21 protein-coding genes are annotated in these 21,634 nt (G+C 69.8%); 4 read left to right on the plus strand and 17 right to left on the minus strand.

All coding sequences use genetic code 11. The annotated features are described in order from the left end of the window. Positions 1-154: 154 nt before the first annotated feature. From ABD658_RS09260 to ABD658_RS09300, 9 genes are all read right to left on the minus strand, one after another. Positions 155-1,240, minus strand: coding sequence for a YihY/virulence factor BrkB family protein (locus ABD658_RS09260; protein ID WP_311026004.1), 1,086 nt, complete (start codon positions 1,238-1,240; stop codon positions 155-157). 36 nt (positions 1,241-1,276) lie between these two features. Continuing rightward, positions 1,277-2,320: a tryptophan--tRNA ligase gene (trpS, locus tag ABD658_RS09265; protein ID WP_344683768.1), complete on the minus strand. Its 1,044-nt coding sequence runs from the start codon at positions 2,318-2,320 to the stop codon at positions 1,277-1,279. A gap of 98 nt (positions 2,321-2,418) precedes the next feature. After that, positions 2,419-3,258 (minus strand): alpha/beta hydrolase, encoded by an 840-nt coding sequence (locus ABD658_RS09270; RefSeq protein ID WP_344683766.1) that lies wholly within the window; start codon positions 3,256-3,258, stop codon positions 2,419-2,421. Then, entirely contained in the window at positions 3,255-4,598 is a 1,344-nt protein-coding gene (kynU, locus tag ABD658_RS09275) for a kynureninase (RefSeq protein ID WP_344683763.1), read from the minus strand. The genes ABD658_RS09270 and kynU overlap by 4 nt, the downstream gene beginning before the upstream one ends. Before the next feature lie 19 nt (positions 4,599-4,617). After that, positions 4,618-5,502, minus strand: a complete 885-nt coding sequence (locus ABD658_RS09280) for a tryptophan 2,3-dioxygenase (protein WP_344683760.1) — start codon at positions 5,500-5,502, stop codon at positions 4,618-4,620. 26 nt (positions 5,503-5,528) lie between these two features. Beyond that, the gene (locus ABD658_RS09285; RefSeq protein WP_344683758.1) at positions 5,529-5,810 is read right to left on the minus strand and encodes an Lrp/AsnC family transcriptional regulator; all 282 of its coding nucleotides are present in this window, start codon (positions 5,808-5,810) and stop codon (positions 5,529-5,531) included. Between the two features lie 49 nt (positions 5,811-5,859). Then, on the minus strand, positions 5,860-6,624 hold the full coding sequence (locus ABD658_RS09290) for an exodeoxyribonuclease III (protein WP_425574502.1): 765 nt from the start codon (positions 6,622-6,624) through the stop codon (positions 5,860-5,862). Between the two features lie 202 nt (positions 6,625-6,826). Then, positions 6,827-7,429, minus strand: a complete 603-nt coding sequence (locus tag ABD658_RS09295; protein ID WP_344683754.1) for a hypothetical protein — start codon at positions 7,427-7,429, stop codon at positions 6,827-6,829. 43 nt (positions 7,430-7,472) lie between these two features. Continuing rightward, on the minus strand, positions 7,473-7,760 hold the full coding sequence (locus ABD658_RS09300; protein ID WP_070161518.1) for a hypothetical protein: 288 nt from the start codon (positions 7,758-7,760) through the stop codon (positions 7,473-7,475). A 95-nt stretch (positions 7,761-7,855) separates the two neighbouring features. Here ABD658_RS09300 and ABD658_RS09305 point away from each other — a divergent pair, with 95 nt between their 5' ends. After that, positions 7,856-9,370, plus strand: a complete 1,515-nt coding sequence (locus tag ABD658_RS09305; protein WP_344683751.1) for an MFS transporter — start codon at positions 7,856-7,858, stop codon at positions 9,368-9,370. Positions 9,371-9,379: 9 nt separating this feature from the next. Here the strand turns inward: ABD658_RS09305 and ABD658_RS09310 are convergent, their stop codons facing one another. The 6 genes from ABD658_RS09310 to ABD658_RS09335 all read right to left on the minus strand — a co-directional run bounded on the left by ABD658_RS09310 (position 9,380) and on the right by ABD658_RS09335 (position 16,611). Next, positions 9,380-9,721 carry a hypothetical protein gene (locus tag ABD658_RS09310; protein WP_344683749.1) on the minus strand — a complete coding sequence of 114 codons (342 nt, stop codon included), beginning with the start codon at positions 9,719-9,721 and terminating at the stop codon, positions 9,380-9,382. 95 nt (positions 9,722-9,816) lie between these two features. Next, entirely contained in the window at positions 9,817-11,562 is a 1,746-nt protein-coding gene (locus ABD658_RS09315) for an amidase (RefSeq protein ID WP_344683747.1), read from the minus strand. 16 nt (positions 11,563-11,578) lie between these two features. Then, complete coding sequence (locus ABD658_RS09320; RefSeq protein WP_344683745.1) at positions 11,579-12,706, minus strand: agmatine deiminase family protein; 1,128 nt, start codon at positions 12,704-12,706, stop codon at positions 11,579-11,581. A gap of 29 nt (positions 12,707-12,735) precedes the next feature. Beyond that, positions 12,736-14,289 carry an APC family permease gene (locus ABD658_RS09325; protein WP_311025994.1) on the minus strand — a complete coding sequence of 518 codons (1,554 nt, stop codon included), beginning with the start codon at positions 14,287-14,289 and terminating at the stop codon, positions 12,736-12,738. Positions 14,290-14,303: 14 nt separating this feature from the next. Next, positions 14,304-15,173, minus strand: a complete 870-nt coding sequence (locus ABD658_RS09330) for a universal stress protein (protein ID WP_344683743.1) — start codon at positions 15,171-15,173, stop codon at positions 14,304-14,306. A gap of 31 nt (positions 15,174-15,204) precedes the next feature. Beyond that, the gene (locus ABD658_RS09335; RefSeq protein ID WP_344683741.1) at positions 15,205-16,611 is read right to left on the minus strand and encodes a flavin monoamine oxidase family protein; all 1,407 of its coding nucleotides are present in this window, start codon (positions 16,609-16,611) and stop codon (positions 15,205-15,207) included. A gap of 166 nt (positions 16,612-16,777) precedes the next feature. On the opposite strand from ABD658_RS09335, the gene ABD658_RS09340 reads away from it, so the two are divergent. After that, positions 16,778-17,437, plus strand: coding sequence for a TetR/AcrR family transcriptional regulator (locus ABD658_RS09340; RefSeq protein WP_311025991.1), 660 nt, complete (start codon positions 16,778-16,780; stop codon positions 17,435-17,437). A gap of 77 nt (positions 17,438-17,514) precedes the next feature. Here ABD658_RS09340 and ABD658_RS09345 read toward each other — a convergent pair whose 3' ends face one another. Then, positions 17,515-18,942 carry a gamma-aminobutyraldehyde dehydrogenase gene (locus ABD658_RS09345; RefSeq protein ID WP_344683736.1) on the minus strand — a complete coding sequence of 476 codons (1,428 nt, stop codon included), beginning with the start codon at positions 18,940-18,942 and terminating at the stop codon, positions 17,515-17,517. Positions 18,943-19,089: 147 nt separating this feature from the next. On the opposite strand from ABD658_RS09345, the gene ABD658_RS09350 reads away from it, so the two are divergent. Together ABD658_RS09350 and ABD658_RS09355 are read left to right on the plus strand one after the other, a co-directional pair. Then, entirely contained in the window at positions 19,090-20,112 is a 1,023-nt protein-coding gene (locus tag ABD658_RS09350) for an LLM class flavin-dependent oxidoreductase (protein WP_344683734.1), read from the plus strand. Positions 20,113-20,139: 27 nt separating this feature from the next. Beyond that, positions 20,140-20,895: an alpha/beta hydrolase family protein gene (locus tag ABD658_RS09355; RefSeq protein WP_344683732.1), complete on the plus strand. Its 756-nt coding sequence runs from the start codon at positions 20,140-20,142 to the stop codon at positions 20,893-20,895. A gap of 122 nt (positions 20,896-21,017) precedes the next feature. Here ABD658_RS09355 and ABD658_RS09360 read toward each other — a convergent pair whose 3' ends face one another. After that, the gene (locus tag ABD658_RS09360) at positions 21,018-21,623 is read right to left on the minus strand and encodes an FUSC family protein (protein ID WP_344683730.1); all 606 of its coding nucleotides are present in this window, start codon (positions 21,621-21,623) and stop codon (positions 21,018-21,020) included. Positions 21,624-21,634 lie beyond the last annotated feature (11 nt).

The raw sequence follows: 21,634 nt of genomic DNA on the forward strand, positions 1-21,634 counted from the left end.
TCTGTGTGCCGCCGCGTCCCGCGGCTGCCGTCCTCACAGATCGTCCCTCTATGAGAAATCGCCCGTCCATACAGGCACGATCTCTCATAGAGGGACGATCTTTCGCTCGGTGTCGTGCTGGACGGCGCACGACGGGCGAGTCGGGGGAGGCGGCTCAGGCCGTCGAGGAGCGGTCAGCCGCGACGACGGCGCCCCAGGCGGCGGCCAGCAGGTACACCAGGCTGAACACGTAGAAGTAGAAGAAGAGCCCCAACACCGTGGCGAACGGCAGCAGCAGCTCGTTGGCGGTGGCCCCGGAGATCAGCTGGGTGGAGAGCTGTCGCAGCAGCGAGGACCCCAGCCCGGCGATGATCGCGGCCTGCCACAGCGCCGAGACGGGAATGACGATGCGCGAGGCCACCCGCATCAGCAGCACCGCCACCAGGACGTCCAGCACGAAGGACACTCCGATGGTGGTCAGCCGCGTCAGCGGCCCGTCCAGCACCTCCCAGCCCAAGAAGCCCAGAGTGGCGTCCAAGAACACCGTGGTCAGCAGGTTCGCCGCCGTCGTGGTGGCCAGCACCGCACCGAGCACCAGCATGATCAGGAAGTCCCGGGACTTCACCACCCAGATGTACTCGGCCATCAGCGGCCGGTCGAAGATGCTGCGGATGCCCGAGCGCAGGCCGTGGATCCAGCTCAGCGAGGCGACCACCATGACGATCAGCGAGACCACCAGGGCGGCATTGAACCCGGCGGTGTCGAAGAGGGTCTCCGGCCGGGCCAGTCCACCGTCGCCGGTGTCGATCACCCCGGGCACCGCCGTCTCGACGGCCTCCACGATGAAGTCCTGCATCTCCTCGTCCCCGCCGATCACCAGACCGGCCACGGAGAAGACCGCCACCAGCATGGCAGCCACGGAGAAGAACATCATGTACGCGGCACCGGCGGCCATGACCGTGCCGTAGTGGAAGAAGAACAGGTTGAGCGCGCGGACGGGGCGGAACCGTGCCCAGCGGGCCAGCCCCCACTCCACCAAGGCCATCCCCACAGCCATGGGGCCCCGGGCGTCGCGGCGGGCACGGCCGAACGCCATCCGGGCGCGCAGCTCCTCCTGCTTCAGGGCGGCGGCGTCGATCGGGTCCGGGCGGGCGTGCACCTCGGTGCGGTCGTCGATCTTCTCGATCCGGGTGCGGGCCGACTGCAGCAGCGCGTTGTGGTGGGAGTTCCGCGGCCGGAGGCGGGAAGGGTTCGTGGTCACCTGCGCCTCACCTCCGGTCCTCGCCGCCCGCCCGCCTCAGGAGCCCGCAGCGGGCAGGAAGCCGACCTTCCCATAGACGTCGGCCAGCAGCGGTCCGGCGATGCCGCGTGCCTTCTCCGCACCGCGGGCGAGCAGCGCGTCGAGCTCCGCGGGGTCCTCCAGCAGCTCCAGGGTACGGTCGCGGATGGGTCCCAGCGTGGCCACCACGGCGTCGGCCAGGTCCACCTTGAGGTGCCCGTACATCTTCCCCTGGTACTCCTCGACCAGCTCGTCGATGCTCTTTCCGGAGACCGCCGAATAGATGCTGAGCAGGTTCGACACCCCCGGCTTGGACTCCCGGTCGAAGCGGATCTCGGTGCCGTCGTCGGTGACCGCGGACTTGATCTTCTTGGCGATCTTCTTATCCGTGTCCATGATGTTGAGCAGCCCGTTCGGTGAGGAGGCGGACTTGCTCATCTTGGTGGTGGGGTCCTGCAGATCATAGATGCGGGCTCCGACCTGAGGGATGAAGGGCTCCGGGACCCGGAAGGTCTCTCCGAACCGGTGGTTGAACCGCTGGGCCAGGTTCCGGGCCAGCTCCACGTGCTGCTTCTGGTCATCGCCCACCGGCACGCCGTCGGGCTGGTAGAGCAGGATATCGGCGGCCATGAGCATCGGGTAGGTCAGCAGACCCACTCCGGCGGAGTCCGCGCCCTGTTTGGCGGACTTGTCCTTGAACTGGGTCATCCGGGAGGCTTCGCCCATACCGGTGAGGCAGGTCAGCACCCACGCCAGCTGGGCATGCTCCGGCATATGGGACTGCACGAACAGGGTGGAGCGCTCGACGTCGATCCCGCCTGCCAGGAACTGGGCGGCGGTCATTCGGGTCCGATGCCGCAGCTCCGCCGGGTCGTGGGGGACGGTGATGCCGTGCAGATCCGGGATGAAGAAGAAGGCGTCATAATCTTCCTGCATCGTCACCCAGTTGACCAGTGCGCCCACGTAGTTCCCCAGGTGCAGGGAGTCTCCGGAGGGCTGCATCCCGGAGAGCACCCGGTGCTCGTCGGAGATGCCCACCAGCTGCGCACTCTGCTCGGCCATGTTCTCCCTCATCGATCGTGCCAGGAGCCCCTGGCGTGGTGTGTCGCTGCCTCCGTCAGATTACCAGCGCGTCGGGTGCCGCGAGGGCGGACCGCGCCTCAGCCCGCCAGCCAGTCCCGCACGCCGGCGAAGTACGGCGACGCCGGGTCGATGACGTCGAAGTGGCAGGCGCCGTCGAGCTCGGTGCGCGGCAGCGGCATGTCTCGGGAGAATCCGATGTCCACGGTGGCGTCATCGGTGCCATGGATGATCCGCGCGTCGAATCCGTCCGGCAGCAGCGCGGCCCGCGAGCGCGGATCCTCCCAGCGGTACGCCTCCGGCGCCTCGTCCGGGAGCGCACCCATGTAGTCGAGCACCGCGCCCTCGGCGAGCCCACCGCGCGCCTCACGGATGAGGTCGGTGATGGGCGCCAGCGCCCGGACCCGGGCCTGCGGCAGGTCCGCCCCGTGGTGGGTGGCCCAGGCCAGGGCCAGACAGCCTCCGGCCGAATGTCCGGCGATCAGCGGGGCGGCGGCCCCCTCGGGACGCATCCCGAGCTCCTGCCACAGCCGGACACAGTGCGCCACCGCAGTGCTGACGTCCTCCAGCGTGCGCGGATGCCCGCCGTCTCCGCCGGCCCGCCGGTACTCCAGCAGGGCCACGACGGCGCCCCCTCGCCCGGACGCGTCTCCCCCGGCGAGCTCGGCGGCCAGAGGGCGCGCGTGGGTGAGGTCGACGCGCTGACGGAAGTACCCGCCGTGGACCAGGATGATCCCCTGCTCGGCGGTGGCCGGGTCGCCGTAGAGCTCCAGGTGCTGATCGGGCCGGTCCCCGTAAGTGTGGCGCGTCCCGGCGGCGGTCCCGCGGGCCAGCAGGGAGGCCAGCTGGGCGGACTCCCGCTGCGCCGGCGTCGTACCGTCATGTCCCGCGCCGACCCTGCGCGTGCCGGCGCGGCTCATGCCGACCCTGCGCCGTCGCGAACCTCCACCAGGCTGTCCCGGATCGCGCGGATGCCGACCTCCACCTCCGCGAAGCTGGTGGACAGCGGGGACAGGCCCAGCCGGAGCCCGTGCGGAGGCCGGAAGTCGGGGATCACGCCCTGGGACCAGAGCCGCGGCAGCACGGCGGCGAAGTCCTCGTGGTCCACGGTGACGTGGGACCCGCGCCGCTGCGGATCCCGTGGGGAGGAGAGACGCACGCCCAGCGGTGTCAGCAGCTCGTCCACCAGCTCCTCGGCGAAGCCCGTCAGCGCCACCGACTTCTCCCGCACCGCCTCCATCCCGGCCTGCTCGATGAGGTCCAGCATCCCCTCCATGGCGAGCATGCCGGTCACCGGCGGGGTGCCGCTGATGAACCCCCGGATGCCCGGGTGCGGGGCATACTCCGGCCCCATGGCGAACGGGTCTGCCGCGCCCATCCAGCCCTGGACCGGCTGCCGCAGGCGGCCCAGGTGACGGCGAGCCACATAGCCGAAGGCCGGGGAGCCCGGGCCGCCGTTGAGGTACTTATAGGTGCAGCCCACCGCCAGGTCCACCTCATGGGCGTCCAAGGTGATCGGCACCGACCCGACCGAATGGCACAGGTCCCACAGCACCAGCGCGCCGTGCCGGTGCGCCGCGGCGGTGATGCCCGGAAGATCCGCCAGATGCCCGGAGCGGTACTCCACGTGGCTGAGCACGACGACGGCGGTCCGCTCCCCCAGCAGCGCCTCGACGTCCGCCAGGGCCACGCCCTCCACCGGGTCGGTGTCGATCCAGCGCAGCGTCATGCCGCGTTCGGCCGCGATGCCCTCCAGCAGATACCGGTCGGTGGGGAAGTTACCGGTGTCCAGGATGATCTCATGGCGGCCGGCCGCGGCCTGGGCGTCGACGGCGGCGCGCAGCAGCTTGTACAGGATGACGGTGGTGGAGTCCCCGACGAAGGTCTGCCCCTCGGCGGCTCCCAGGGTGAGCCGGGCGATCCGGTCCCCGAGGCGCAGCGGCAGCTCCATCCAGGACTCGTCCCAGGCGCGGATCAGCCGAGCGCCCCATTCCTCGACGGCGAAGCGGCCCAGTCGCTCGGCCGCCGTCCTGGTGGGCCGCCCGAGGGAGTTGCCGTCCAGGTAGGAGCGGACCTGCTCGTCCAGGACGAACTCGTCCCGGAGGTGGGCCAACGGATCGGCGGCGTCGAGCGCGGCGGCACGGTCGACGGCGGCACGGTCGACGAGGGCACGGTCGACGGCGGCGCGGTCGACGGCGGCCGGCGCTGCGGCTGGTGCGTGCTGCCGGGCGTGGTGCTGGGCAGGCTGCTGGGCGTCCATGGGCATCTCCTCGGTGACCTCAGCGTCCGATCTCGGAGCGGACGGCGAACAGCTCAGGGAAGAAGGTCAGCTCCAGTGCCTTCTGCAGGAACGCGACCCCGCTGGAGCCGCCGGTGCCGGGTTTTCCGCCGATGATCCGCATCACGGTGCGCAGGTGGCGGAACCGCCAGGTCTGGAAGTTCTCCTCCAGGTCCACCAGCTCCTCGCAGCTCTCATAGATCAGCCAGTGCTGCTCGCGATCCTCGTAGATGCCGCGGAAGAGCTCCGTGAGGCCGTCGTGGGCGGTGTGGGCCCGGGAGACGTCCCGGTCCAGCAGCTCCTGGGGCACCGGGTGCCCCAGGCGGGCCAGATGGCGGATGAACTCGTCATAGATGCTGGGCTGCTCCAACAGCTCGGCCAGCTGACGCTGTGCCTCGGGCTCGGCGTCGAAGACCTTCAGCATGCCGGCGTTCTTGTTGCCGAGCAGGAACTCCACGGCCCGGTACTGCCAGGACTGGAATCCCGAGGAGCTGCCCAGGAAGTCGCGGAACTCTGCGTACTCGCTGGGAGTGAGCGTGGCCAGCACCGACCACTGCTCGGTCAGCGTCCGCTGGATGTGCTTGACCCGGGCGATGCACTTCAGCGCGGGCTGCAGCTGATCGGCCGCGATCAGGTCCCGGGCGGCGCGCAGCTCATGGATGACCAGCTTCAGCCACAGCTCGGTGGTCTGGTGCTGGATGATGAACAGCAGCTCGTCATGGTGCTCGGGCTCGCTGACCGGATGCTGGGCGGAGAGCAGCCGCTCCAGCCCCAGATAGGACCCGTAGGTCATGCGGTCCCGCAGGTCGGTGTGGATCCCGGCCTCAAGCTCGCGTTCGTTGTGCTCGGCCGTCTCACTGGGTCGGGCCGTCGACGACTCTGTCATGGCGCCTCTCTGCCCCGGACCGGGACTCAGTCGTCCAGCCCGAGGGCGAATCCGGCCTCGAGGTCCTGGTCGGAGTAGGTGCGGAACGCCAGCAGGGTCTCGGTGTCCCGGATCCCGGAGACCTTGGAGATGCGGTCCGGGATCAGTTCGGCGAGCTCGTCGAAGCTGGGGCCCTGGACCATCGCGACCAGGTCCCAGGGGCCGGTGACCGAATAGACGGCCTGGACGCCGTCGATGTCGGCGATCTGCTGGCCGGCCTCCGGGATACCCTGGGGGTCGGTCTTGATCATCACGAAGGCTGTGACCATCGCATGCTCCTCATCGAGTTCTCGTGATCAGTGGGGTGGCCCGCTCAGCCTACGGGAGGCGGTAGTCCACCACGAGGGGCGCATGGTCGGACCAGCGCAGCGAATAGTCCAGCGCCCGGTCCACGGCGGACTTCTCGGCCATCTCCGCGAGTGCGGGGGTCGCCATCTGGTAGTCGATGCGCCAGCCGGTGTCGTTGTCGAAGGCCTTCCCGCGGTAGGACCACCAGGTGTAGGGCCCCTCCACGGGACCGGCCAGGGTGCGGGCGACGTCGACGTATCCGCCCTCGTCGCCGAAGTAGCCGTCGAAGTACGCCCGTTCCTCCGGCAGGAAGCCCGAGTTCTTCACGTTGCCCTTCCAGTTCTTGATGTCGAGCTCGGTGTGCCCGACGTTGAGGTCCCCGACCACCAGCACGTGGTCCTTGGTGCGGGCGAGCTGCGGCAGGTGGTGACGCATGTACTCCAGGAACCGCATCTTGTGCTCCTGCTTCACGGAGCCGACCTCACCCGAATGCACGTAGACGCTGACTACGGTCAGCGTGCTGCCGTCTCCGAGGGTGAAGTCCGCCTCCACCCACCGGCCCTGGTCCTCCGGGTGGCCGTCGCCGATGCCGCTGCGGACCTCGGTGGGCTCGGTGCGGGAGACGATGGCGACGCCGGCCCGCCCCTTCTGTGCGGCCTCCTCCTCGTGGATGTGCCATGCCACGCCTGTGGGCTCGGTCATCTCTCCGATGAGCTTGGTGACGATGGACTCGTCGGCACGGACCTCCTGCAGGGCGAGGATGTCGACGTCGCGGGAGGCCAGCCACTCCCCCATCCCCTTGCGGTGGGCGGCGCGGATGCCGTTGACGTTCACCGACGCCACGCGGGTCAGGCCCTCGGGCTTAGGGTCGACGACGCGATGCGGGAACTCGCCGAAGGGGGTGGTCTCGTCAGGCACAGAGGATCCTCTCGTCTGTCAGCTCAGTCTGGTGTGCACCGGCGCCGCGGCCCGCGACGCCGGCTCCGGCCGGTGCGGCTCAGTCGACGACTTCGCCGCTGATGGGCCGATCGTCATCGCGCGGGCGGTCGTCACGCTGCTCCCGCCCGCGGCGCTGCTCCTCACCGCCGCGGCCGACGTGCTCGGCGAGCATGTCACGACCGTTGGTCGCGGTCATCTCGATGGTGTCCAGGGCACGCTCGACCATCTCCAGGTCGGCCTCCTCGCCCTTGGCGAGCTCCTGTCCGATGACCCTGCGCTGGACGTGCACGATCTTGAAGGAGTGGTCCAGCTTCATATTGCGGGTGTGGGCGTCCTCGTCCACGACGGCGGTTCCGCCTGCGTCCTGGCTGTGGCGCGCGGCGGCGTCGGCCCGCGCCGAGTCGAGCGTCTGGCTCATCTTCTGCGCCCCCCGGCGCACCGAGGTCACCAGGATCGCGGCGAGGATCAGCCAGCCGGCGGAGATGGCGACGATGATCCACCCGATCACGTCGTTCTGGTTGGCGGCGAACACCAGCGCCACCAGCAGCACCGTGATCATCACGGCGAAGGTGATGCCGGAGGATCGGCGCCCGAAGCTGCGGAGGGCGTCGTCGGCACGACGGCCCGTGGACCCGGATTCGAGAGGAGGCTGCGAACTCATGGTCCCGATTATCTCCGAGACCGGGGTGGGACGGCGAATCGCGTCAGCGGGTCGGCCAGGTCAGATGGTGCTCCCAGCCGTGCCTCGGGAGCGCCTGCATGGGATCGCGGTGGAGACCCTCGTCGTCCACCGGCTCAGAGAGCCTGATGTCGACGTGCTCCTCATGCTGCGAGTAGGTGTACTGGTCCACTGTGAAGGTGAACCCCTCCTCCCCGCGGATCAGGTGCTGCCCGGTGTAGCCCTCGACGTCGTTGTCGTGGTGCTCCTCCTGTTTGATCAGCAGCCCGCGTGGGACCTCCAGGATCAACGTGGCTCTCAGCATCTCCCTCACCCCTGTTCCTTCACCGGCGACGGCTGTGCCGGTGAGTGTAGGCCCGGGGTCACACCCGGGGGAAGATCTCCCGGGTCAGCACGGTTGGGCAGAGTGTGACCTCAGCCTCCCCCACACCCGACGACGCCGGCTCAGCCGCCCCGGACGGCGCGCCGCCTGATCCCCCGGCCCGCCGGGTGATGGTGGCGCTGCTGACTCCGCTGTTCGCCGCGCTGATGAGCATCAGCATCGTCAACGTGGCGCTGCCGGCGATCGAATCAGGGCTGGGCGCCGGGTCCTCAGATCTGCAGTGGGTCCTGTCCGGCTACGCCCTGGCCTTCGGGGTGGTGCTGGTGCCTGCGGGCCGGGCCGGCGACCTGTGGGGCCGCCGCCGCTTCTTCCTGCTGGGCGTGGCGGTGTTCGGGCTGGCCTCCCTGATGTCCGCCCTGGCGCCCACCCCGATGGTGCTCAACATCGCCCGCGTGCTCATGGGAGTCGGGGCGGGGCTGCTGACCCCACAGATCATCGGCATGATCCAGCAGCTGTTCCGTGGGTCGGCCCGCGGCCGGGCCTACGGGCTGATGAGCACCGTCATCGGCGTGGCCGTGGCGGCCGGACCGGCGATCGGCGGGCTGATCATCGACGTCGTCGGTGACGACCTGGGCTGGCGGACGACGTTCCTGATCAATGCGCCGCTGACCCTGCTGGCCTTCGTCCTCGCCTTCCTGTGGCTCCCGCGCACCGGTGGAGGGGCCGTCACCGGCACCACCAGCAGCACCGGCACCCGCACCGGCAGCGGCGGCCGCCGAGGCCTGGCCGCGCTGGATCCGCTGGGCGTGGCGCTGCTCTCCGCGGCCGTGGTGCTGGTCATGCTGCCGTTCATCCAGTTCCGCTCCGGAACCGGAGCGTTCCTCGGCGCCGCTGGTCTGGCGCTGATGACCGTCTGGGCGTTCTGGGAGCGCCGCCTGGGACGGCTCGACGCCGAGGCGCCCATGGTGAACCTGGCCCTGTTCACCCGTCCCAGCTACACCCTCAACACCCTGGTGCTGTCCCTGTACTTCCTCGGAATGCCGGCTGTGTGGGCGGTCGTCGCGGTCTATGTGCAGCAGGGGCTGGGCCATGGGGCGCTGGTGGCCGGCGTCGTGACCCTGCCCTCGGCGGTGATGGTCATGCTGCTCTCCACCGCGGTGGGGCGCCGCGTGGAGACCTCGGGCCCTCGGATGCTGGTGGTCGGCACGGTGATCGCCGTGCTCTCCATGCTCGCCCTGGCCGGGGCCACCGCATTGATGGGCGCCGGCTCCGGGTCCCTGTGGCTGGTGGGAGCCGCCCTGGCGCTCAACGGGCTCTCCCAGGCGCTGATCATCCCCAGCGCGCAGACCCTGTCCATGCAGGATGTGCCGGCGCGCATGGCAGGCGCGGCCGGCGGCGTCGCGCAGACCTCCCAGAGGCTGTTCACGGCGGTCGGCATCGCTCTGGTCACCGGGGTCTACTTCAGCATCGCGGCAGCCGTGGACCACCATGCCGCCGTGCTGGTGGCCTCCCTGGCGATCGCCGCATGCATGCTCAGCGCAGTGCTCGCCGCAGTGCTGGCGGCCCGCCGGGCGCGACGGGCCCCGGCGGCCGCCTCGTGAGGGGCCCGGTCAGCGCAGGCGCGTGACCTGGGTGAGGTCCTTGTCGAGCACGTACTTCGGCCGGCCGGAGAAGATCCGAGCCCGTTCCTCGGACTCCTCCCACTCCTTCTCGGCGGCCGCGAACTCCTCGGCAGTGCCGAAGCGGCTGACATACCAGGTCAGCTCGGTGCTGTCCGCGGCGAGCCACACCGACTCGACGGTGAAGCCGCGCTCCTCCCGGGCGGGGAAGACCTCGTCGCGCAGGAACGCGACGAACTCCTGCGCCAGCTCCGGGTCCAGCCTGTAGCGGCGCATCAAGGTGGTGCGCCGGGTCTCCTCGGCGCCGACGGTGGTCTCAGGAAGCTCGGTCATGTCTCTCCTCGCAAGGACGGGGCGTCTGGCGGGCCGGAGCAGGTCAGCCCCGACTCGCGGCGGGCCGGCTCCCGCTGACCCGCCGCGCCTCCATCCTACGAAGCATCCAGCCGCGGCGTCCGCGGCGGCTCGGTGCGGCGGCGCCCGGTGGCCTCGAAGGCCGCGGCGATCTGCAGCAGCCTGACGTCGTCGTGGGCGCGCCCGGCGAAGGTCAGCCCCACCGGCATTCCGGTGTCGGCCATGGTGCCCATCGGCACGGTGACCGTCGGCACCCCCAGATGCCGCCAGACCAGGTTCCCGTTGGCCACCCAGACGCCGTTGCGCCACGCGAGCTCCGCCGAGTCTGGGTTGACGTCCGCATCCGCAGGTCCGACGTCGGCCACCGCGGGGAAAGCGATGACGTCCAGGCCCAGCCGGTCCATCCAGGCCTCCAGATCGACCTCCCGGGTGCGCACCAGACCGCGCAGGCCCTCCTGAAGGTGCGGGATCTGATGCATCGACAGCTCGGGGTTGTCCCGGATGAACTGCGGGTAGGCGGCGATGTCGTCGTCGAAGCCGTGGTACCGGTCCTCCAGGGCGCCCTCCGGGTGCGGGAAGATCTGCGTCCCGTCCACCGCCGCGAGGCTGGACAGCCCGGGGTCCCCGTTGGCGTTCAGGAAGTCCTCCCACCCCCAGGCGGAGAGGTCGAGGATCTCTCGGTCCAGATACTCGGAGCTGACCAGCCCTCGGGTGCGGATCGTCGGGGCCCCTGGGCGGTCTCCCTCGTAGTTGGTGACCACCGGCAGGTCCGTGATGCGTACGTCGGCCCCGTGGCACTCCATGTCCGCGCGCGCCTGCTCCCAGAGGTCGAGCACACTGGGCCGCGGGGTGATCGGCCGCCCGGTGGAGCCGCCGATGCCCGTGACCCCTTCGGGCGACGGCTCAGCGGTCCCGGCCGAGGCGTCCAGGCCCAAGTACAGGGCGGGCGCCCCGATCCGCAGCCCCGCGAGCAGCCGCGCGGCCTCCGCGGGATCGGCCGGACGCAGGTCTGTGAAGCTCTCCGGACGCACCGCAGAGGTCTTCGGGATCTCCACCCACGGCTGCACCCGCCAGAAGTCGCCCCGGGTCTCGGCGTCGTCGACCATGATGACGTCGAGCACCTCCAGCATGTCCTCCATGCTGCGGGTGTGCGGCACCACCACGTCCATGGTGGGCACCAGCGGCCAGTTCCCCCGGATCGAGATCATCCCCCAGGACGGGGTGTAGGCGCACAGGGCGTTGTTCGACGCCGGCGCGCGCCCGGAGGACCAGGTCTCCTCCGCCAGGCCGAAGGCCGCGAAGCTGGCCGCCGTCGCCGTGCCGGATCCGTTGGAGGAGCCGGAGGCGAAGGCGGAGGTGAGGTGCTCGGCGCTGTACGGGCTCTCGGCCCGGCCGCGCAGACCTCGCTGCATGCCGCCGTTGGCCATCGGAGGCATGGTGGTCAGGCCCAGCAGGACCGCCCCTGAGGCTCGCAGCCGCTCCACGGTGAAGGAGTCCCGCTGCGCGACCAGCTCGGCGAAGGCCGGCGAGCCGGCCGAGACGGTCAGCCCGCCGGCCTGGTAGCTCTCCTTGGCGGTGTAGGGGATGCCGTCGAGCGGACCCAGGAGCTCGCCGCGGGCACGGCGGGCGTCCGAGGCGCGGGCCTCGGCGAGGGCCTGCTCGTTGCGCACCACCACGGCGTTGAGCCGCGGCCCCTGTTGGTCGTAGGCCTCGATGCGCGCCAGGTGGGCGCCCACCAGCTCCTCACTGGTGGTCTCGCCGCGCTCCAGAGCCGCGCGCATCTGCGGGATCGTGGCCTCCACGACGTCGAATGCTGCCGTCATCGCTGATCTGTTCCTTTCACGCGTGAGGGGTCGCCTGCGCCCGGCCGGGTGCTTCCGGGCGGAGGCGCGGCCGCGGCTGCTGCTGGGTGATGCAGTGGATGCCGCCCCCGAAGCAGAGGATGTCCCGGGCGTCCACCAGCTGGATCCGGTGGTCCGGGTAGGCCCGGGCCAGGATCTCGGCGGCCTGCGCGTCGTGGGGGTCGTCGTAGCCGCACAGCACCACCAGGCCGTCGGCCACGTAGTGGTTGATGTAGGTCCAGTCCACGAACTCTTCGTCGGCGTCCACGATGGTGCGCGGGGCCGGGACGTCGATGATCTCGAACGGGTTCCCCTCCGCGTCGCGCGCCGCCTCCAGGACCTCGCGCAGCCGGCGGGTGACCTCGTGGTCCGGGTGCCGGTGGTCGTCCTGCCGGTGCAGCAGCACGCTGCCGGACGGGGTGAAGCAGGCGAACATGTCCACATGACCGCGGGTGCCGAACTCCTCGTAGTCCCGGCTGAGACCACGGGGGAACCAGACGGCGTGGCGGGTGCCCAGCTTCGCGTGCAGCTCCGCCTCGATCTGCTCCCTGCTCAGCCCGGGGTTCCGCCCCGGATCCTGCTGGACGGTCTCGGTGAGCAGCACGGTGCCGCGGCCGTCCACGTGGAAGGCCCCGCCTTCGTTGACCAGCGGGCTGCCGATCCGTTCGACGCCGGCGGGACCGGCCATCTCCACTCCGACCTTGGCGTCCCGCTCATGGGGGGCCCAGGGCTGGTCGCCCCAGCCGTTGAAGATCCAGTCCACTCCGGCGACGGCGCCCGAGGCGGTGTGGACGAAGGTCAGCCCGATGTCACGCATCCAGGCGTCGTCGAGGGCGATGGTGACGATCTCGGCGACCTCGCCGAGCGCTTCCCGGGCGGCCTGCTCGTCCGCCGGGTCGGCCACCACGGTGACCGGTTCGACGGCGGCGATGGTACGCGCCACCTGGGACCAGGCCCGCCGGGCGCGTGCCAGCGACTGCGAGCCGTGCGGACCGAAGGTCTCGTTGGCCGGGGGGAAGGCCATCCAGGTGCGCTCATGCGGCGCCCACTCGGGCGGCATCACGGTCGTCTCCGTCGTGGCGCCGACCGGCTGCGCCGTCGTCGGCTGTGAGATGGGGGTGTCCATGTCTCTCCTCAGGGTCCTCCGCGGGGCGGTCAGGCGGTCGGGTGCTCGGTGGGGTACTCGGTGGTCTCGAAGCGACGGCGGAAGAACTCCGGGTTGCGGCGGTGCTGGTAGAGCATCGCGGCCACGCCGAGCACGAAGATCAGCACCCCCAGGATGAACACCAGGCCGACGCCGCCGATCTCGGAGCCGGAGCCGTAGGCCGGGTCCATCGAGTCCCAGGCGGTCTGGAAGAAGAAGATCAGCAGCAGGATGCCGCCCAGCAGCGGGGCCAGCAGCTTGTTGATGAAGGATCCCACGGAGGCGGTGGCCTCGGCACGGAAGTACCACACGCAGGCCAGCGCCGTGACGCCGTAGTAGAAGCAGACCATCATGCCCAGAGTGGTGATGGTGTCCCACAGGACGTTCTCCGAGATCACGCGCATCACCGCGTAGAAGACCGCGGCGATGACCACCGAGACGATGGTCGCGTAGGCCGGCGTCTGGTGCTTGGGGCTGACCTTCGCGTACTTGGGGCTCAGCGCTCCGTAGTGGCCCATGGCGAGCATGGTCCGCGCCGGGGAGATCATGGTGGACTGCAGCGAGGAGGCGGAGGAGGACAGGACCGCCAGGGAGATGAGGATCGCGAAGGGCCCCATCACCGGGCCGGCCAGCGCGGCGAAGACGTTCTCCTGGATGTCCGGGTTGCCCAGGCCGAAGTCCCCGGTGGAGACGCCCGCGTAGGACAGGGTCGCCAGCGTCACCAGGGTGTAGAGCCCGACGACGACCAGGATGGTCAGCACGGCCGCCTTGCCGGGCGTGGTGGTGGTGCCCTTGGACTCCTCGTTCATCGTCAGTACGACGTCCCAGCCCCAGTAGATGAACACCGACAGGGCGATGCCGGCGGCGAAGGCGGAGAAGGTCTCCACACCGAACGGGTTGAACCAGTCCCAGCTGAAGTGGGTCGCGTCGAAGGCGGTGCCGCTGCCCACGTGGCGGAAGGCCACCACGGAGAACCAGACCAGCACGACCATCTGGAAGGACACCAGCAGGTACTGGAACGCCTTGGTGGCCTCCAGTCCGCGGTAGGAGATGTAGGCGGCCACGGCCATGAAGGCCAGGCAGGTGAGGATGTTGACCGGCACGTTGCGTGTCAGGTCCGCGATCCAGTCCAGGCCGGTGAGCTGACTGATCGCCAGGTAGAAGAAGTCCACGGCGATGCCGGCCAGGTTGGACAGCACCAGGATCGTGGAGGCCAGCAGGCACCAGCTGCCCATCCACCCGATCCATGGGCCGAAGGCCCGGGAGGCCCAGGTGAAGGTGGTGCCGGAGTCGGGCATGGCCCGGTTGAGCTGGCGGTAGCCCAGGGCCACCAGCAGCATCGGGATGAAGCCGACGATCAGCACCGCCGGCAGGTGCTCACCCACGGCCGAGGCGGTGGGCCCCACCGCGCCGGAGAGCGTGTAGGCCGGGGCGATCGTGGAGACGCCGATGACGACGGCGCCGAGCGTGCCGATCGCTCCGGCGCTCAGACCTTTCCTGTGGTCCGTCCCTGCGGGTGCGGATCCGGGGGCGCCGGTGGCGGCGCCGCTGCCGATCTGGGTCATGGTGGTGTCCTCCCTCAACGGACGGAGTCCGCGGGGCTCGGGTGGTCGTTCCGGTGGTCAGGGGTGTCATGGCGCGGCATGACGATCAGCGGGATCGGCAGCTGCGTGAGGATGCGGGCGGCCGTGTCACCCAGGAAGAGCCGACGTCGGCCGGCCAGGCGGGAGGAGCCCATCATGAGCAGCCCGCCGTCGGGCCAGTCGTGCGCGGCGACGGCGCGGGCGGGGTCCCCGCCCTGGGGGAAGGTCACCTGGGTCACCGGCACCTGGAGCTGGGCCGCCCAGGCGGCGGCGTCGTCGGCGACCTGGTGCACGCCACCGCCCGGGGAGACGGCGGCCAGCACGTGGCCGACCGGTGTCTCGCCGCGGTGACCGGCCGGCGCCAGCGCCAGCGGAACCGGTGAGCTGTGCAGCAGAGCATCCACCGCCGGATGGGTGGTGAGCCGACGGGCGCCCACTCCGGAACCGGTGACCAGCAGGTCGGCCCCGTGCTCCTCGGCGGCGGCGATCAGACCTTCGGCCACCGAGGGGGCGGGGCTGATCGCGCTGCTGTGCGCGACGTCGTCGGGGATCATCTGCTGCGCCTCGGCGAGCCAGCCGCGTGCCTGGTCGGCGATGATCCCGCCGACGTCGCCCACCGGCGGGTACGCCGGGGTGAAGGCGGAGTCCTGCCGCAGGATCAGCTGCAGGTGCAGGTGTGCGTCGGCGGCCCGGGCGAGGGCGACGCCGAGTCGCACCGCATCGCGGCTGCGCTCGTCACCGCCGTATCCGACCAGGATGCGCCGCAGGGCGGGGGCCGTCACCGCGGGCGGGGTCTCCGTCTCCGTGACGGTGACGGCCTCAGTGCCGGTTGCGGTGTCTGTTCCGGTGTCTGGGTGGGGGCTCATCGGGGGGGGTCTCCTCTCGCAGGCTCGTCGGTCACACCGTGGCGGCCGACGTCGGCAGCTCGGCCAGGACGTCCTCGGCGGCTCGGCGGCCCTGGCGCAGGGCGCCGTCGACGTGCTGATAGCCCTCGGCGGCCAGGTCCGAGCAGGCCCAGTGGATCGGACCGACGGCCTCACGCTGGTGGGCGCCGTAGCGGCTCAGTCCGCCGAGGTCGAAGCTGGCGGCGTAGGCTCCGCGGGTCCACTCCTCCGAGCCGAAGTCGGACTCGTAGTAGACCTCTGGGCTCAGCGCCTGCTCACCCAGGTAGTGCGCGAGCGACTCCAGGATCCGCCGACGACGCTCCTCCTCCGGGAGGGCGAACATCTCGTCGGCCTTCTCGTCGGAGACGAAGGCGACGAGGGTTCCGCGGGAGTCCCCGTGGTTGGTGTTGTCGTAGACCTCCTGGCAGATCTCCGCGGCCCCGAAACCGGTGCCGGAGAGGCCTGCTTCGCGCCAGAAGGGGCGGTCGTAGACGGCATGGACCTTGATGACCAGGCCCATGGACTGGTGCTGGTGCATCTGGTGATGCAGCCTCGGCAGGGCCGGTTCGAAGCTGATGCGGGAGTACAGGTTCGGCGGGACGGCCACGATCACCTGCTGCGCGCGGACGGTGACCCGGTCCGACCACACGGTGACCCCGTGCGGCTCCTCCCAGGCGATGGTGCGCACCGGGGTCTCCAGGTGCACGGTGCCCGGCTCGAGCTGAGCGGCCATCGTCTCGGAGACGCTCTGCATGCCGCCGACGACGCGACGGTCCAGGATGAAGTCCTCATCGACCAGGTGGCTGAAGGAGCCTGCGGAGGCGGCCATCAGCACCGCCTGCAGCGCGGAGAAGGCGTGGTCCGGCTTGGTCAGCATGCCGCCGGCGAGGAAGATCGCGAGGTTCTCGCGGGCCGGGGCGTCGTCGGTCTGCTGCCGCAGCCACTCGGCGAACGTGACCGAGTCCAGCTCCCGGGCCTGCGGGTGCGCCCACGGCTCCTGGGCCCCGATCTCGGCAGCCAGCCGATCGAGGATCTCGATGACGCGCTCCATCTCGGCCTCGGTGTGCTCCCCGACGGGGAACATCTCACCGGTGAACTCGTGGCGGGTGCCGTCGGTGGCCAGGTAGACGTTGGCCCCGTCGCGGTGGCGCTGAAAGGTCTCCAGCCCAAGCTCGTCGAGGAGACCCAGCAGCTCGGTCTGGTCCGGCGAGACCCACTGGCCCCCGACCTCCAGGAAGGCGCCGTCGATCTCCTGCGACCAGGTGCGGCCTCCCACGCGGTCGCGAGCCTCCAGGACGGCGACGCTGCGGCCCTGCTGCTGCAGGGCGCGGGCGGCGCGCAGCCCGGCCGGTCCGGCCCCCACCACGACGACGTCACGGTCGAGTGCCTCGATGCTTCCCACGGAGCGGATCCCTGTCACTGTGCTCTCCTTCACAATTAAATGAACTATATTCATTAACGGGCATGGACACCCACCTTGTCAAGCCCTGCGATGACTTCCCCCGCCCTGCGGGCCGTCGTCGTGGTTCTCACCCAGGCGCCGCCTACACTGAGGGCGCCAGCTGACCTCGACCCGAAGGACCACCGTGAGCCCGGAGCAGACCCGACCCCGACGACGCGGCCGACCGTCCTCCCCCGTACTCTCCCGCGAGGGCATCACCACCGCGGCGATCCGGATCGTGAGCACCCGTGGCTACCGGGACCTGACGATGGCGTCCCTCGCCCGCGAGCTCGGCGTCTCCACCTCGGCGCTGTACAACCACGTCTCCTCCAAGCGAGATGTGATGCTGCTCCTGCAGGATCGGCTCAACGAACAGATCGACACCACCGGCTTCCAGTCCCTGCCCTGGGACCAGGCGCTGCGCCGGTGGGCGATCTCCTACCGGGACTGCTACATCCGGCACACCGAGCTGATCCCGATCATGGCTGTCCTCCCGGTGGCCGACGCGCCCCAGACGCTGGTGATGTACGAACGTGTCACCGCCGCGCTGGAGGACGCCGGCATCCCCGGGCCGGACGCCGTGGACGTGATCGTCGGCGTCGAGGCCCTCGTCTTCGGCGCCGCCTACGACGCCTCGGCACCGGCCGACATCTTCGACCCCGGGCGCCGGGCGGACCTGGCCCCGCGCTTCGGCCGGGCCGCTGCGGCGCGGGACGAGGACGCCCGCGCCGCGGCGGACCGCGCCTTCCTGTTCACCTTGGACTCTCTGATCGACGGACTGCGCCGCCGCGTGGCCACCGAGTGAGCGTCGCGCGACCTCTGGGGAGGCGCGGGCATGAGCCCCTCAGGCGGCCGCTCGGGCGGATACTCAGGAGCGGCCGCTCAGACCTCGATCGCGTGCATGATGTGCTTGACCCGGGTGTATTCCTCCACCGCATACCCGGAGAGATCCTTCCCATGCCCCGAAGCCTTGAACCCCCCATGAGGCATCTCCGCGACCAACAACAGATGCGTATTGACCCACACACACCCGAAGTCCAGATCCCTGGTGAACCGCATCGCCCGCGCCCCATCAGCGGTCCACACACTCGAAGCCAACGCATACTCCACCCCATTGGCCAGCTCCAACGCCTCCTGCTCCGAGGCAAACGACTGCACCGTGAGCACCGGCCCGAAGACCTCCTCCTGCACAATCGCATCCGACTGCTCAACCCCCGTGATGATCGTGGGCTCAAAGAAGAACCCGGGACTGCCCTCCACCCGGCGACCCCCCGTGACGATCCGCGCATGCCCCGGCAACCCCTCGATCTTGGCCTGCACCGCCGCGAAATGCCGCGCATTGTTCAACGGCCCAAAATCATTGAGCCCATCATCGACATTGCCGGTCCGGGTCGCTTCCGCCGCAGCCACCAGATGCTCCACCAACTCATCATGAGCTGACTCCTCGACCAACACCCGAGTCACCGCCGTACAGTCCTGCCCCGCATTGAACGTGCCGAACTCCACCAGAGCCTTCGCCACCGCCGCAAGATCCACATCACCGAAGACCACCGCCGGAGCCTTCCCACCCAGCTCCAGATGAGTCCGCTTCAACCCCGCCGAGGCGGCCACCGCCTCCCCGGCCCGCACCGACCCGGTCAACGAGACCATCGCCGCGGACCCGTGCTCCGTGAGCAGCCGCCCAGTCGACCCATCACCGAGGACCACATTGACCACCCCGGCCGGGAAGATCTCCCCAGCCAACCGGGCCAACACCAGGGTCGACTCCGGAGTCGTCTCCGAGGGCTTGAGCACCACCGTGTTCCCCGCCGCCAACGCCGGGCCGATCTTCCAGATCGCCATCATCAACGGAAAGTTCCACGGCGCGATCTGCGCCACCACCCCCACCGGCTCCCGCCGCACATAGGAGGTATGACCCTCCATATACTCCGCCGCGCCCCGGCCCTCCAGCATCCGAGCCGCCCCCGCGAAGAACCGCAGCTGATCCGCCCCGGCAGCGACCTCCTCCTCAGCGATGATCCCCCGCGGCTGACCAGTGTTGCGATGCTGAGCCTGAACCAGCTCCTCACTGTGGGCCTCGATGGCATCGGCCAACGCCAGCAGATGCTTCTGCCGCACCGACGGGGTCACCTGCTTCCAGTCAGTGAAAGCCCGCTCAGCCGCCTCGAACGCGGCATCCACATCAGCGGCCCCCGAGATCGGCGAGACCGCCACCATCTCCCCAGTGGCCGGATCCACCACCTCGTAATCCCCGGCGCCCTCGGCCGGCACGAACCGACCCCCGATGAAGTTCTGCAGTCGCTCAGCCATGATGAGCCTCCTGATCTGTCGTGGTGGGCGGATGGCCCTGAGCCTTTAATGATTTGGGTTCATTTTATGGATGGATGACGTGATGCGCAACACGCCCAGGGGATCGACAGGGGGAATACCTCGGCGTCATCGCCGGTTCCTTCAAATGTGAAGAACATCGGATTCCTCTCCTTCGGACACTGGACTCCCTCGCCCCATTCGAGGACGCAGTCAGCGCAGGACGCGCTGCTGCAGTCCATCGACCTGGCCGTGGCCGCCGAGGAGCTCGGCGCCGACGGGGCGTACTACCGGGTCCACCACTTCGCGCGCCAGCTGGCCTCCCCGTTCCCGCTGTTGGCCGCGATCGGCGCACGCACCAGCCGGATCGAGATCGGCACCGGGGTGATCGACATGCGCTACGAGAACCCCCTGCACTTCGCCGAGGACGCCGGGGCGGCGGATCTGATCTCCGGGGGCCGGCTGCAGCTCGGCATCTCACGGGGATCCCCCGAGCAGGTCATCGATGGCTGGCGACACTTCGGGCATCGTCCCGCCGAGGGCGAGTCCGACGCTGACATGGCCCGCCGCCACACCGAGGCAGCCCTGCAGGTGCTCACAGGTGAAGGCTTCGCCGAGCCGAATCCACGGCCGATGTTCCCGAACCCTCCCGGGCTGCTGCGGCCCGAACCGCACTCCCCCGGACTGCGGGAACGCCTCTGGTGGGGCGCGGGCTCCGACGCCACGGCTCGGTGGGCCGCCCGGCAGGGGATGAATCTGATGAGCTCGACCCTGAAGGACGACGAGACCGGGGAGCCCTTCCACGTCCAGCAGCGGCGACAGATCGAGGCCTTCCGCCACGAGTGGGAGGGCCACGACCACGGCTTCACTCCGCGCGTCTCGGTGAGTCGGTCGATCGTGGCGCTCACCAGCGACCAGGACCGGGCCTACTTCCTCGGGCAGCGCGAGGCCCAGGACCAGGTCGGCATGCTCGACGAGAGGACGCGGGCGATCTTCGGGCGCAGCTACATCGGCGAGCCCGAGGAGCTGGTGCAGGAGCTGGCCCGCGACGAGGCCGTCGCCGCCGCGGACACGCTGCTGATCACCGTGCCGAACCAGCTTGGGGTGGACTACAACGCGCACCTGATGGAGTCGATCCTCACAGCGGTGGCACCCCCGCTAGGCTGGCGCTGATGATGGTGTCTGTCGTCGGGAGTGATCATGGCTGAATCTGTCCAGTTTCCGAGTTCGACCGGGCCGATGCTGGCCGGTCGGATCGACCTGCCCGAGGGTGACGTCCGCGGGTGGGGCGTATTCGTCCACGGCTTCACCCTCGGCAAGGACACTCCGGCCGCCTCGCGGATCTGCAAGCAGCTCGCCGCCGAAGGGATCGGCATGCTCCGCTTCGATGCCCTCGGCCTCCGTGACTCAGACGGCGACTGGGGCGACGGATCCTTCACCGTGAAGGTCGACGACACCGTCCGGGCGTGCCAGTTCATGGCGGAGCGAGGCACCCCGGCTGACATCCTGGTGGGACATTCCTGGGGCGGAGCCGCGGTGATCGCCGCAGCCGAGCGATCCCCCGGCGTCCGCGCCGTGGTGAGCATCGGGGCGCCCGCCGATCCGAGCCATGTGGAGCATCACTTCGACGCGATCGCCGACCGTGCTGTGGCTGACGGTGAGGCCAAGTGGCTGGTCGGCGGCCGAGCGCTCACGCTGAAACGCGACTTCGTGAAGGACGTGCGCCGTGCGGACATCGATGACAAGATCCGCGCCCTGTCCCTGCCGTTCATGGTGATGCACTCCCCCACGGACAACACTGTGGGCATCGACAACGCCAGCACGCTCTTCTGGGCCACGAAGCATCCCCGCAGCTTCGTCGCCCTCGAGGGCTCGGACCATCTGCTCACTGCTGACGGCCAGGCCGCGCGGGCAGGGAAGATCATCAGCGCCTGGGCTGATCAGTACGTGCAGTGACATGACAGGGAGACCGTGGCCGTCGAAGGCCCGCCTGCGCACGGCTCGTGGACAGCAGGAGGGGCGGGGCCCACCCCTGGTGGACCCCGCCCCTCCTGGTGCGCTCCAGCGGAGGTGAGCCGTCAGGCGGCCTTGCCCTGCTCGAAGTACGCACTGACGTCCTTGTTGAACGCGGTGAGGAACCAGTAGACGTTCACGGCGATGAACGCGATGGAGAGGATCAGCGAGAGGATGCCGATCGCTCCCATGTCCAGCATCATACCGATGCCGGTGAACCCCCAGAGGGTGAACAAGGTGCCCAGCGCGGCGAACACTGTGCCGAGGATGCGCCCCCAATTCTTCACCTTGGCGATGCCGAGATAGGCCACGATGTAGAGCACGACCGGAATGATCAGCATGGCGATCGCAATCGCCAGACCCATGGCGACGGCGGCGGACAGCTCGGCCTCCCCGACCGTCACCCCTTGGGCGGCCAGTTCCTCCCCAATGATGTCCTCATCCATGGCGGGGAAGATCCCGATGATCCCCGACAGCACATAGATGCCCAGCGAGACCAGGGTCAGCTTCTTCAGCAGACTGAATTTGGCCGGCGCCGCCATCGGCCCTCCGACCGCGCTCGGGTCGTAGGGATCGGTGCCGAACTTGGGCCGCTCGGGGCTCGGCTGCTGGTAGGGGTTCTGGCCCGGCCGCTGCGGGTCCTGCGGATTCTCATAGGGCGAGCTGGTCATGGCTCTCTCCT

Origin of the sequence: Nesterenkonia aethiopica, from assembly GCF_039534665.1 — a bacterium.
Lineage (GTDB): Bacteria > Actinomycetota > Actinomycetes > Actinomycetales > Micrococcaceae > Nesterenkonia > Nesterenkonia aethiopica.